Below are 13,009 nucleotides of genomic sequence, written 5' to 3' on the forward strand. Positions count from 1 at the left end.
TGCTAATTAATAAGTAACGCGTTTATAATCTCGATACTCTGGTTTCCAGAAATTATTTTCAATTTCTTTATTTAATAAATCATCACTTATAATAGGAGCGACACCTGTTTCCATTGCTGCTTTTGCAACTTTAAATGCAATGATTTTTGAAACTTTTTGAATCTCATTTAAATCAGGTAATAAATCTGCATCAATATTTTGCAATTTTGGAGAACAGTCTGCCAAAGCATTACTTGATGCCATTAGCATGCTTTCAGTTACACGCGTTGCACCAACGGCTAATACACCCAAACCTATACCTGGGAAAATATAAGAGTTATTGCATTGAGAAATATTAAATGTTTTACCCTCATATTCTACAGGTTCAAATGGGCTACCCGTTGCAATAAGCGCTCGACCTTCCGTCCATTTAATAATATCTGCTGGCACAGCTTCAACTCGCGAAGTTGGGTTAGATAAAGGCAAAATAATTGGACGTTCGCAATGCTGAGCAAGCGTTCTAATAACTTCTTCTGTAAATAAACCCGGCTGACCAGATACACCAATTAATACAGATGGCTTGGCATTTTTAACAACATCTAATAATGTGATGATGTCACCTTCAGATGCCCACGCAGAAACATCGTCATGGTTTTGTGCCAATTTGCTTTGAAAGTCGAGTAAATCTGGTTGCTTATGTGTGACTAAACCAAAGCGATCAACCATTAATACACGTTTACGTGCTTGCTCATCCGTTAAACCCTCTGCAACCATTTGCGAAACAATTTGTTCCGCAATACCACAACCCGCTGAGCCAGCACCCAAGAAAGTAACAACCTGATCTTTTAATTGCTTACCTGCTGCACGTGAAGCAGCTATTAAACTACCTACTGAAACTGCTGCCGTACCTTGAATATCATCATTAAAGCAACACACTTTATCTCTGTATTTGTTCAATAAAGGCATTGCATTTACTTGTGCAAAATCTTCAAACTGAATTAACACTTTTGGCCAACGACGTTGAATCGCAGCGATAATTTTATCAACAAAGTTATAGTATTCTTCACCTCGAATACGCGGGTGCTTTAACCCCATATAAATAGGATCGCTTAACAATTCTTCGTTATTTGTACCTACATCAATGGTGATTGGTAATGTGTATGCAGGGCTAATACCGCCACATGCTGTATATAGCGATAATTTACCAATTGGAATACCCATACCACCAATACCTTGGTCACCTAGACCAAGAATACGTTCACCATCCGTAATTACGATAACTTTCACATTTTTTTTATTCACATTATGTAAAATTTCATCAATTTGATCACGGTCTGAATATGAGATAAACACACCACGATGACGGCGATAAATATCAGAAAAACGCTGACATGCTTCACCTACAGTTGGTGTATAAATAATTGGTAACATTTCACTTAAGCGATTTTCAACTAAGTGATAGAACAGTGTTTCGTTGGTATCTTGAATATTACGTAAATAGATATGTTTATTAATGGCTTCATCAAAAGCGCTATATTGCTGATATGAACGCTGACTTTGCTCTTCGATTGTTTCAACTACGCGCGGAATTAATCCATTTAAATTAAAAGTTGTACGCTCTTCGTCGCTAAATGCTGACCCTTTGTTTAAAAGAGGCAATTCTAAAAGGGTGTTACCTGCGTAAGGAATATATAAAGGTTTTTTAACTTTGCTTAAATCTGATGTCATTTCCGATCTCATTGTGCGGGTCATCGGATGAAATAAAATGGGAAAATTTATTCCATCTCTATTTTCTTGCTATAGCTTAGCGTCATTTCATCAAAAAATGTCATTTAGTTAATTGATAGTAATTTTAAGATGATTTAGCCAATAAATAAAAATGGTATTTTTTATAATTTTTATCTAAAAAATTGCTTATTTTGATGAATAAAGGGTAATTTTATTATTATTTTTATAAAAAACTTAAATTTTGTGAATTAGTACTATTTCTTATAAATCTGAAAATGATTCCATTTTACGAAATTTGTCATTTCTTAAAGAAATACCAAATAGCATATTTGACTTTTATTTAAGCAAATTACTTTGGAGGCATAATCTGTCTCATATCAACAAAAATACTTGCCAAACATCTCACCCAAGGCAATAAAACCAATACCACAGGAAATGCGACAACCCAAGACAACATCCAATTTTCAAACCAAAATGCAAGAAAGCCGTCGTACCAACCCACATTTCGTAGCATATTAATAAAGGAAATAATTCCACTCATTAAGCATGATAGAAAAAACGGGATAACAACAGCTGCCCATTTCACTGAAAGCTTTGGAACATTGCCAAATATCATTGGAGGTTTTCTAGACACTTCAATTCCATTTTTATTTATTAAATTTGGCTTAGAATATGCCACAAACCAATTACTTATTCTTATTTATTCACTAAAAACTCATTAAATATTAAAAAAATCATCGAACAACATTCATTCAATACAATTGCGTTTACCTAAAGACCTCGAAATTTGCTATATTTAGCGTTTTTCTGCGACATCTTTTTCGACTGATTATGAATACGGCAATACAAGCAGCGCTCGATCATGCAGTGCAATCCCTTCAAGCTGAAGGTGTACTCCCATCTGACTGGAACAATACAAGCATTTTGACTCGCACTAAAGACCGAAGTCATGGCGATTTCGCATCTAATATTGCGATGATTGGTTCTAAAGCTGCTGGTATGAAACCACGTGATTTAGCCGAAAAAATTCTTGCGAATCTTCCTGAAGTTGCAGACATTAGCAAAGCAGAAATTGCAGGTCCTGGTTTTATCAATTTCTTCTTAAACGCAGACCAACGCTTTGTTGTTTTAGATCAAATTCAAGCACAAAAAAATCTATTTGGTCGTACTCAAGCAAATGCTGAAAAACGCATTCAAGTTGAATTTGTTTCTGCAAATCCGACATCAAGCCTACACGTAGGTCATGGTCGTGGTGCTGCATACGGTATGACTGTTGCAAACTTACTTGAAGCAACGGGTGCTAAAGTTGACCGCGAATATTATGTAAATGATGCGGGTCGTCAAATGGACATCCTTGCAACATCTACATACCTTCGTTATTTAGAGCTTACGGGCCAAGAACTTGTATTCCCTAAAAATGCATACCAAGGCGACTATGTAAAAGAAATCGCACAAAGCATTATTGATAAAGACGGCAATGCACACGTACGCCCTGTTGCAGACGTATATAAAGATGTTCCTGAAGATGTTCAATTTGCTGCTGAGCTAGATGCTGATGGCAACAAAGTTGTACTTTCAGGCGACAAAGAAAAGCACATTGATGGTTTAATTTTTAACGCTCAAACACTTATTGGTGAAGGCTACCGCGTTTTCCATCAAGCAGCTTTAACTGCCATTTTAGATGACATTAAAGATGACCTTGGTGAGTTTGGCGTAACATTCAATAATTGGTTCAGTGAAGCAACTTTAACTGAAAAAATTGAAGAAGCACTTCAAACTCTAGATCAACGTGGCTTCTTATACGAAAAAGATGGCAACATTTGGTTTAAATCGACTGAGTTTGGCGATGAAAAAGACCGTGTTGTAAAACGTCGTAATGGTCAAACAACTTACTTCGCATCTGACATTGCATATCACTTGAACAAACTTCAACGTGGCTACACAGATATTATTGATATTTGGGGTTCAGATCACCACGGTTATATCGCACGTGTAAAAGCAGCAATTGATGCTTTAGGTTATGACTCTAAAAAGCTAACAGTTCTTTTAGTTCAGTTCGTAAGCTTGTGGCGTGGCGGTGAGATGGTTCAAATGTCATCTCGTTCTGGTCAATACGTAACTTTGCGTGACCTTCGTAAAGAAGTGGGTATTGATGCTGCACGTTTCTACTATGTAATGCGTAAGTCTGAACAACACATTGATTTTGACTTAGATCTTGCAGTTTCGCAAAGCAAAGATAATGCTGTGTATTACATTCAATATGCACATGCACGTATCTGCCGTATGTTAGAAAAAGCTGCTTCAACAGGCATTACTTTCTCTACTGAAAATGCGCGTCAATTCGCTGCAAAACTTGAGCTTGATGCAGAAACTGAAGTACTTGCTAAACTTGCTGCATACCCAGAAATTTTAACTCGTGCTGCGAACAGCTATGAACCTCATCAAGTTGGTAACTACTTAAAAGAACTTGCTGCATTGTTCCACGGTTGGTACAACGAAAATAAAGTTTTAGGTGATGATGCTGAACTTACTCAAGCACGTTTATTGTTATCTGCAAACGTTCAACAAGTACTTAAGAATGGTTTAGAACTTCTTGGCGTATCTGCTCCTGAGAGCATGTAAGCAAAGCATTGCTTTGCATGCTCGTAAGACGGAGAGCTTTCTCGAAGTGAGTAGCAAACATTGCATGTTAGACATTGTTGATATGCAATGAAGCAAAACCAAAAGCTTTGAAGCAATTCAAGAAAGATCATGTTTTTTAGCATGATCTTTCTATTCACAAAAAGGAGATTACAGGAAACACCTTTTCCTGTAATATCAACAACTAAGCAAGATACTAAAAGCAATAAGTTCTCTGTCTTACTAAGTATCATCTTATGGTCATATCGTAACGAATAATAATGAGGTTCCCTCGTGTTTGGAAAAACTCAACGCGGCGTATCAGAAAGACCGAATAAACCTAAAAAGCCACTTTTTCCTGCTTGGCTAGGAACACTTGTGATTATTTTAATTGTGCTTTCTTTTGCTGTAGCACTTTTATTATGGAAACCTTGGGAGCCTGTTAAACCCAAAGACCAAATCACTTCTCAACAAAATAAAGAAGAAACCAACAAAGATTACCGTTTTTACGATTTATTGCCTCAACAACAAGTTACACCTATTCCTGAACAAGCAGTTCCTGAAACCAAAGATAAAAGCCCTGTAGTCATTATTGAAGCACCTGCAAATAATCAACCTGCTTCTGAAGCAACAGGATTAAGCGCACAACCAGTTGCGCCAAAAGCAAACTACATATTACAAGTTCGTAGTTATAACGACCCTGATGCAGCAGATGCTCGACGCGCTGAAATTATTTTGAATGGCTTATCTGCCGATGTGATGAAAACAACAGAAGGTGGTCAAGTTTGGTACCGCGTTATTTCAGGTCCTTATGATTCACAAGAAGCAGCTCTTATTGCTCAGCAAACCTTACAACATAGTGGTATCGACTCAATTGTTGTAAAACGCTAATTAAATTTATAAAAAAAGATGCTTAAAGCATCTTTTTTTATTTTCAGAATTCTTATGATTTAGATAAATTTTGTTCTCGAATTTTTGCCCGATTAAATGCAACTCTTTGCTTAACTCGCGCTAAATAAGTAGAAATATTTGGATAATCACCGCCCATTCGGTCTTGTATTGCCATCAATGGAAATGACATTTGAATATCAGCAAAAGAAAAATCTCCTGCAAAATAATTATTCTTTGCCAAATAATCTTCCAAAAATAAAATATGCTCTTTCATTCGAGGATGAATAAAACCAGCCTTAATACCTCCTGTAATTTTTTTAGCAACAGGCTTAATTAACCAAGGCACATGCTTAGGTACATTTGTAAGTACTAATGTCATCACTAAATAAGGCATAAGAGAACCTTCGGCATAATGCATCCAATATTTATATTGGTTTAAATTAGCTTTATCAGTTGGTTTAAACTTTTGTTCTTTATCGTAATTGTCTTGAAGATATTCCAAAATAACAGCAGATTCTGCTATCACCTCTTCATTAACACTTAAAACAGGTGATTTTCCCAAAGGATGTACTTTTCTTAACTCTGGTGGTGCTGCAAATGAAGGTAACCGCTTATATAGCTTTACCTCATACTCAAGCCCAAGCTCTTCAAGCGCCCATATAATGCGAGATGAACGTGATTGTTCTAAATGATGTAATACCAACATAAGCAATCTCTTTTTTGTTTTAGTGATCTTTCGCGTCATAAAAAAAGAAGATATTTCAATTTTAGAAATATCTTCTTTTAGTTTTATACAAGTTGCGTATTAATTTTCAAACTGCGTAATAGTGTTTTAGTCACTGGTGTTTTTGAGCAAATATCCAAAACCTTTTTCTGCAATTCTTCACTCAATGAATCTACAAAATGTAAACGTCGCTCAATCCACTCTTCACCTTCCTTATTGGCTTTAAAGTCAGCTTCAACAGTGAACTCACCCAACGCTATACCTTTATGTTGAGCGTACATTCTCAAGGTAATCATTGTGCAAGAAATTAATCCTGCACAAATAAAATCGTAAGGTGCTAAACCTTGATCTTGCCCACCAAAGGATTCAGGCTTATCTGTAATAAGTTGATGTTTACCACTATTCACCTGACCCGACCAAGGCTCCTTTAAAGTTAAAACTTTTGCATTTGCAATAACTGCCATGTTGAAGCTCCTTCTTTTATTTTGATGCTCTCATTTTATCTGGGAATGTAGGAGCTTCTAATCTTGGGCCTTCATAGCTTGGAATTGTACCAAAACGTGCATCGTGATTATTCCATTGCTCGAGTGCTTGTTTCAATTCTTCTTGAGTACGCCCAACAAAGTTCCACCACAATAAAATTGGCGATTCAAATGGTTCTCCGCCTAACAATAAAACACGTGAATCTTCATGAATTTGAACGTCAATTTCTGTAACACCTGGTTCTAATACTAAAAGATTGTCATTGTTTAGCTCATGCCCATTAATTGTTGCAGTACCTTCCAATGCCATAAATCCATATTCAAATTTAGGATTCAATTTTAAACGTGTTGTTGCAGGCATTTTTGCAGCTAAATCTACACCTAAAAGTTCTGTATGCACTTCAACTGGAGACTTTGTATTTAAAAACTCACCAACTAAAACTGTAAATTCCACACCATCTTTTTCTACCACAGGTAGCTCAGGATAATGATCAAAACGCGGTGCCATATTTATTTTGTCATCTGGCAATGCAATCCAAAGCTGTGCTGCGTGCATTTTAGTTTCTGTATCTGGTGCAACTTCTGTATGAGAAATACCGTGACCCGCTGTCATTAAATTTACTTGTTTCGGTTTAATTAATAACTCAGAACCCACGCTATCTTGATGAATCATCGTACCTTCAATCATCCACGTAAAAGTCTGCAAACCAATATGCGGATGCGGACCTACATCTAGACCTTCACCTTCTGGAAAAGTTACAGGCCCAGCATGATCTAGAAAACACCATGCACCAATCATTCTTTTATGACGGCTAGGTAACGCACGTTTAATAATTGTGCCACGACCAATTTCTGCACTACGTAATGGAATGTCTTGGATAAATTGATTAATAAACTTTTCACATTCATCTGACTTTGACAGTTCTGTATAATTTGTATTTGTCATAAATTTATCCTTAACATGAGTGGCTATCTTTTTAGATAAAATGGCTACATAGAATAATGAGATATTAGCCTTTATTTTGATATACGCCCATCCCTATATTGGTATTCAGAATATTACTTATAGGACAATGCTACATTCAACAATGTGAATATTTAATAAATAGAAAATTCAATTAACTTATAAACTTATATTTAAATAAGTAACTCACTTGAGAACCCTCTACCAGTTAACTTTCTACACATAAAACTTACAAAAGCTTACATTTTATTGTTTTGATATCAAATTTACTCATTTCAAAATACGATCATTTGCAAGTAATATACCCGCATATAATGAGTATTTTTTAATCGTTTTTTTTGCATATTCATGCAGTTTCTAATTTTTGGGGTTAATAAGTGATTTATCAAGAATATGAACAAGAGTCTCGCTTATTGGTGCAAAAAGCATTAAAAACCATGTTGGCACGCATTCCCAAGCAATATGATGATGAATATTTAGAATATCAAAAAGACTTAAAACTCAAACATTTACTTCAGATCAATTTAATTGCTCAAGCTGCGTACGCTTTCTATAGCATTGCAGATTGGTATGTTATAGCTGATGTTGGAATGTTAGCAATCACCACTAAGCTTTTATATACAGCTATTATCTCTGTAATTACACTTTATTTATTTAAATATAATAGAAAAGTTGAACTTTTTGATTTAATTTTACCTTGTTCCATAATTGGTGCATCTGCACTTTGGTTTTACTTAGTTAACCTTTCTGCAAGCCCCAATGTAACCATCTATATTTATTCATCTTTAGTTTTTGTTTTATTGGCGAATTTATCGATACAAGTTCGCTTTCTGCCTGCACTTATTGTTTCTTTCACTATTACAATAATTGGCTTCGTGGGTGTTTATTATGCAATTGATGGTGCTTTTGAGCAGTTCGTTTTATATTTACTCAGTTATATGCCTATATTAGTGTTTAGTTTAGTTATGAGTTGGGTATCTACCTACAAATCTCGTAGTATTTTTTTGCATCATAAATTAGATAGTTTTAACCGACAAACCTTAGAGATGATGGCACATACAGATATGCTCACAGGTATAGATAATCGCAGATACTTTGAACGCAGAGCAAAAAAAACAATTAGCGACCATGCAAATAATGAACAACCAATTTCACTTTTAATGCTAGATATCGACCACTTTAAAGCAATTAATGATACTTATGGCCATGATGTTGGAGATGAAGTTTTAAAAAAAATGTCCGATGTTTGTAAGACTGTTTTACGTAGCAATGACTTATTTGCAAGATATGGCGGTGAAGAATTTATTGCACTTTTACCGCATACCCCACAAGAAAATGCATACCTTATTGCAGAAAGATTACGTCAGAAAATTGAAAAATCTCCTATTATTGTTCAGGGTTATGGTCCTATTTATTTTACAGCGTCTATTGGCGTAACCTTAATCGATTATGATAAATACACTTTTAATGATGCCATCAAACAAGCAGATATTGCTCTATATGTAGCAAAGTCGGCAGGTCGTAATTTAGTCATGAAAGCAAGTTAATTAAAAATATTAGATTGTTAACATTCAATTGCATTAACAGCCAATCCACCTTTAGAGGTTTCTTTATACTTTTCAGACATATCTTTACCTGTTTCTTTCATTGTCTGAATTACTTTATCTAAAGAAACATGATGCTCTCCATCACCACGCAAAGCCATTTGAGCAGCATTAATTGCCTTTACTGCAGCAATTGCATTACGTTCAATACATGGAATTTGTACCAATCCACCAATAGGGTCACACGTTAAGCCAAGATTATGTTCCAACCCAATTTCAGCAGCATTTTCAACTTGTTGTGGTGAACCACCAAACATTTCCGCAAGTCCCGCTGAAGCCATTGCACATGCAGAACCCACCTCGCCTTGGCAACCCACTTCTGCTCCAGAAATAGATGCATTGAGCTTACATAAAATGCCTATTGCTGCCGCTGTAAGGAAAAATTCAACAATAGAATCTTCATTAATTGATGGATCATTATGTAAATAGTAATACAGCACCGCAGGAATAATTCCTGATGCTCCATTCGTTGGTGCCGTAACGACACGCCCGCCTGCTGCATTTTCTTCATTCACCGCTAATGCATATAAATTGACCCATTCCATTGCTTGAAAAGATGAAAAAATCAGTTCTTTACGCGTATGATTTTGCAGCATTTCATGCAGTTTTTTTGCTCTGCGTTTTACAAATAAACCACCAGGAAGTATGCCTTCATTGCTCAAACCATTTTCAATGCATTCCTTCATAACTGCCCAAATCGACAGAATTTTTTCACGAATCTGATTTTCATTGAGCCATGTTTTTTCATTCTCCAACATAATTTGGCTAATGCTACTGTTCTGCGCTTCACAATGTGCCAACAACTCTGCTGTATTTTGAAAAGGAAAAGGAACGTCTAGAGCAGCTTGCGTAGAAACTGGGTGTGACGTTTCGTGATGCTCCAAAATAAATCCACCACCTACCGAGTAATATGTATTTTCATAGATAATTTTCCCATTAGCTTCAAAAGCTTCTATGGTCATTGCATTTGGATGGTACGGCAAAGACTCGCTAGAAAAGATCAAATCTGTTTCAGAGCAAAATTTAATTTTATGTTCTAAATTGAGATTCAAAACTTGTTGTTCTATTTCACTTAAATATTTGGCGTTGTTATTGGTATCTATTGTTTCAGGATGAAAGCCCATTAAACCTAATAGCACAGCTTGATCTGTTGCATGCCCAACGCCTGTTGCAGACAACGATCCGTACAATGTTATTTGAATACGTGCTATGTTTTTAATTACATGTTGCTGTTGAATATTCTCTATAAATTGGCAAGCTGCACGCATAGGGCCAACAGTATGGGAGCTAGATGGACCAATTCCAATTTTAAATAAATCAAATACGCTCAGTGTCATTGGGTCTTATTATCTCGAGTGTGTTTAGGTTTAATTTTCACAATATTCTTTTAATAGAATGTTATTTTTATGGGCTTACCATAAAAGTCATAATCATCCATAAAATGACTTTATTGTTTTAATAATATTGCCTTAATTTTTCTTTATTTTATATTCTTTGAATGTATTGTTATGGTTTCATCTGTTGATAGAGTTATCAAACATACCGAGATTTTAAAATTTCGCAATGTTACTCATAGAATAATTTTTATCTATTTTTTAAACACGACATCTGAATGATATTCCAAATAAGCATTATGATTTGAAGATAACTGAATGCACAAATTTTTAGGTATATTAAAAAATTCCTCTTCATCTTTTGTTAACTTTGTAGAAACTATGATCTCTCCACTTGGTCTAAATGAAATAAAACCTCTATCAAACAATCGATCATAGTTAGGTGTTAATAGCAGACCATTATATGAATCCATACGCTCCAATTCTGTACTTACTGCCCAAGGTTTAATATGTGATGCAATTAAAAATTGAAAGCTATTAAATCCCGTCACTGCACAAGTTTTACTTAAATCAAATAGACCTTTTCTAAACTTATTTTGTATTAATCTTACTTTTATTAGTTTTTTTGCCTCAGAAGTAAATTCTTCATTTTCTTTAAAGATATTTCGATCTTTATGGTCAAAGATTCTTAAATAATTACCATAATGATTCAATGCAGATGAGTACATATTATTACCAACTCGATTTCTTTCTTGGTAAATATCTAACTCATAAATGGTTTGTTTTAATGCTTCAAATTCAATACTGTTTTTGGTAACTCATAACTTGGCAACCATTCCAATATTCTATTTTTAATAACCAAGTCATATTTAGAAGCCGTTGAGCTAGATAATTTCTTTTCTTCAATAAGCCATTGATAAAAACTCATATCTAACTCTAACTATCAAATAAATTTAATATACATAAAAAAGGACGCCTAAGCGTCCTTTTTTAATAATTTTCTTCAGTTGGCGCAGGCATAGCCTTTGCCGTAATTTAGGCAAGAAACGTTGTTTCTTGAAAGCCCTAAATTACTCCCATTCAATTGTTGCAGGTGGTTTAGACGATACGTCATAAACAACACGAGAAACTTCAGCAATTTCATTCATAATACGCGTAGAAATCTTATCTACTAAGTCGTATGGAAGATGAGCAAAACGAGCCGTCATGAAGTCAACAGTTTCAACTGCACGTAATGCAATTACCCATGCATAACGACGACCATCGCCTACTACACCAACAGATTTCACTGGTTGGAATACAGCAAATGCTTGAGCAGTTTTGTCATACCAACCACTAGCACGTAATTCTTGCATGAAAATATCATCTGCTAAACGAAGAATGTCAGCATATTCTTTTTTCACTTCACCAAGAATACGAACACCTAAACCCGGACCTGGGAATGGGTGACGGTAAAGCATTTCAAATGGTAAACCTAAAGTTGTACCTAAACGGCGAACTTCATCTTTGAACAAATCACGGATTGGCTCAACCAATTCAAACGCTAAATCTTCTGGTAAACCACCCACGTTATGGTGTGATTTAATTACATGCGCTTTACCATTTTTAGTCGCAGCAGATTCGATTACATCTGGGTAAATCGTACCTTGAGCAAGGAAGTTTACGCCATCAAGCTTACGTGCTTCTTCAGCAAATACTTCAATGAACTCACGACCAATAATTTTACGTTTTTTCTCAGGATCAACTTCACCTGCAAGCGCAGATAAGAAACGATCTTCAGCATCGGCACGAATTACACGGATACCCATGTTTTTCGCAAACATATCCATTACTTGCTCACCTTCGTTCAAACGAAGTAAACCGTTATCTACGAATACGCAAGTCAATTGATCGCCAATTGCTTTATGAAGTAATGCAGCTACAACAGATGAATCCACACCACCTGAAAGACCTAATAATACTTTTTGGTCGCCAATTTGGTCGCGTAATTGTTGTACGCGTAAATCGATGATATTTTCTGAGTTCCACAAGTTACGGCAACCACAAATACCGTGAACAAAGTTAGAAAGTAATTCAGCACCTTTTGCAGTGTGTGTTACTTCAGGATGGAACTGGATACCGTAGAAACGACGAGCTTCGTCAGATACCATTGCAAATGGGCAGCTTGGCGTACTTGCAGTAACTTGGAATCCTTCAGGAATCGCAGTAACTTTGTCACCGTGGCTCATCCACACTTTTAATTGATTTGCAGTATCTTCAAGATCGCCAATCAATTTATCACGTACTTGGATGTCGACTTCTGCATAACCAAATTCATGTACATCACCTGGCTCTACTTTACCGCCAAGCTGTTGTGACATGGTTTGTAAACCATAGCAGATACCAAGTACAGGCACGCCTAAGTTGAATACAACTTCAGGGGCACGTGGACTACCAGCTTCATAAACACTTTCTGGACCACCTGAAAGAATGATCCCGTTTGGGTTAAATGCACGAATGTCTTCTTCAGACATATCATATGCGTACATTTCTGAATAAACACCAGCTTCACGTACACGACGTGCAATAAGCTGGCTATATTGAGAACCGAAATCCAAGATAAGGATACGATCTTCAGTAATTTGGGTATTGGTAGTCATGGCAAACAACTATGCAGGCAACGAATATAAGCGCGGTATTCTAAC

At 35.8% G+C, this 13,009-nt stretch carries 12 protein-coding genes; 3 read left to right on the forward strand and 9 right to left on the reverse strand.

The features are described 5' to 3' along the window. Positions 1-6 precede the first annotated feature (6 nt). Positions 7-1,707, reverse strand: a complete 1,701-nt coding sequence (locus SKM54_RS10750; protein WP_248103051.1) for an NAD-dependent malic enzyme — start codon at positions 1,705-1,707, stop codon at positions 7-9. A 349-nt stretch (positions 1,708-2,056) separates the two neighbouring features. Further along, positions 2,057-2,323 carry a DUF2798 domain-containing protein gene (locus SKM54_RS10755; protein ID WP_248103095.1) on the reverse strand — a complete coding sequence of 89 codons (267 nt, stop codon included), beginning with the start codon at positions 2,321-2,323 and terminating at the stop codon, positions 2,057-2,059. 215 nt (positions 2,324-2,538) lie between these two features. Between SKM54_RS10755 and argS the strand changes: the two genes are divergently transcribed. Together argS and SKM54_RS10765 are read left to right on the forward strand one after the other, a co-directional pair. Next, a complete protein-coding gene (gene argS / locus SKM54_RS10760; RefSeq protein WP_321090161.1) occupies positions 2,539-4,329 on the forward strand; it encodes an arginine--tRNA ligase in 1,791 nt (596 codons plus the stop codon). A 291-nt stretch (positions 4,330-4,620) separates the two neighbouring features. Further along, on the forward strand, positions 4,621-5,217 hold the full coding sequence (locus tag SKM54_RS10765) for an SPOR domain-containing protein (RefSeq protein WP_321090160.1): 597 nt from the start codon (positions 4,621-4,623) through the stop codon (positions 5,215-5,217). Positions 5,218-5,269: 52 nt separating this feature from the next. Here the strand turns inward: SKM54_RS10765 and SKM54_RS10770 are convergent, their stop codons facing one another. The 3 genes from SKM54_RS10770 to SKM54_RS10780 form a co-directional block, all read right to left on the reverse strand. Further along, positions 5,270-5,923 (reverse strand): glutathione S-transferase, encoded by a 654-nt coding sequence (locus tag SKM54_RS10770; protein ID WP_321090159.1) that lies wholly within the window; start codon positions 5,921-5,923, stop codon positions 5,270-5,272. Between the two features lie 83 nt (positions 5,924-6,006). Then, on the reverse strand, positions 6,007-6,405 hold the full coding sequence (locus SKM54_RS10775) for an OsmC family protein (RefSeq protein WP_154773180.1): 399 nt from the start codon (positions 6,403-6,405) through the stop codon (positions 6,007-6,009). Between the two features lie 16 nt (positions 6,406-6,421). Beyond that, complete coding sequence (locus SKM54_RS10780; protein WP_321095329.1) at positions 6,422-7,369, reverse strand: pirin family protein; 948 nt, start codon at positions 7,367-7,369, stop codon at positions 6,422-6,424. Positions 7,370-7,764: 395 nt separating this feature from the next. Here SKM54_RS10780 and SKM54_RS10785 point away from each other — a divergent pair, with 395 nt between their 5' ends. Continuing rightward, positions 7,765-8,934, forward strand: a complete 1,170-nt coding sequence (locus SKM54_RS10785; RefSeq protein WP_321090157.1) for a GGDEF domain-containing protein — start codon at positions 7,765-7,767, stop codon at positions 8,932-8,934. Between the two features lie 17 nt (positions 8,935-8,951). Here the strand turns inward: SKM54_RS10785 and SKM54_RS10790 are convergent, their stop codons facing one another. From SKM54_RS10790 to guaA, 4 genes are all read right to left on the reverse strand, one after another. Beyond that, on the reverse strand, positions 8,952-10,328 hold the full coding sequence (locus SKM54_RS10790; protein WP_321095330.1) for an L-serine ammonia-lyase: 1,377 nt from the start codon (positions 10,326-10,328) through the stop codon (positions 8,952-8,954). A gap of 251 nt (positions 10,329-10,579) precedes the next feature. Then, complete coding sequence (locus tag SKM54_RS10795; RefSeq protein ID WP_321095331.1) at positions 10,580-11,053, reverse strand: HNH endonuclease; 474 nt, start codon at positions 11,051-11,053, stop codon at positions 10,580-10,582. A 56-nt stretch (positions 11,054-11,109) separates the two neighbouring features. Next, complete coding sequence (locus SKM54_RS10800) at positions 11,110-11,253, reverse strand: hypothetical protein (RefSeq protein ID WP_321095332.1); 144 nt, start codon at positions 11,251-11,253, stop codon at positions 11,110-11,112. A 142-nt stretch (positions 11,254-11,395) separates the two neighbouring features. Then, a complete protein-coding gene (gene guaA, locus SKM54_RS10805; RefSeq protein WP_311918101.1) occupies positions 11,396-12,964 on the reverse strand; it encodes a glutamine-hydrolyzing GMP synthase in 1,569 nt (522 codons plus the stop codon). Between the last annotated feature and the right edge of the window lie 45 nt (positions 12,965-13,009).

This window comes from Acinetobacter faecalis, assembly GCF_034187745.1.
Classification (GTDB): Bacteria; Pseudomonadota; Gammaproteobacteria; order Pseudomonadales; family Moraxellaceae; genus Acinetobacter; species Acinetobacter faecalis.

Bases quoted from the DNA above. Each gene is read 5' to 3' on its own strand.
- SKM54_RS10750 (WP_248103051.1), bottom strand. From the start codon at position 1,707: ATGACATCAGATTTAAGCAAAGTTAAAAAACCTTTATATATTCCTTAC.
- SKM54_RS10755 (WP_248103095.1), bottom strand. From the start codon at position 2,323: ATGATATTTGGCAATGTTCCAAAGCTTTCAGTGAAATGGGCAGCTGTT.
- argS (WP_321090161.1), top strand. From the start codon at position 2,539: ATGAATACGGCAATACAAGCAGCGCTCGATCATGCAGTGCAATCCCTT.
- SKM54_RS10770 (WP_321090159.1), bottom strand. From the start codon at position 5,923: ATGTTGGTATTACATCATTTAGAACAATCACGTTCATCTCGCATTATA.
- SKM54_RS10775 (WP_154773180.1), bottom strand. From the start codon at position 6,405: ATGGCAGTTATTGCAAATGCAAAAGTTTTAACTTTAAAGGAGCCTTGG.
- SKM54_RS10780 (WP_321095329.1), bottom strand. From the start codon at position 7,369: ATGACAAATACAAATTATACAGAACTGTCAAAGTCAGATGAATGTGAA.
- SKM54_RS10790 (WP_321095330.1), bottom strand. From the start codon at position 10,328: ATGACACTGAGCGTATTTGATTTATTTAAAATTGGAATTGGTCCATCT.
- SKM54_RS10795 (WP_321095331.1), bottom strand. From the start codon at position 11,053: ATGTACTCATCTGCATTGAATCATTATGGTAATTATTTAAGAATCTTT.
- SKM54_RS10800 (WP_321095332.1), bottom strand. From the start codon at position 11,253: ATGAGTTTTTATCAATGGCTTATTGAAGAAAAGAAATTATCTAGCTCA.
- guaA (WP_311918101.1), bottom strand. From the start codon at position 12,964: ATGACTACCAATACCCAAATTACTGAAGATCGTATCCTTATCTTGGAT.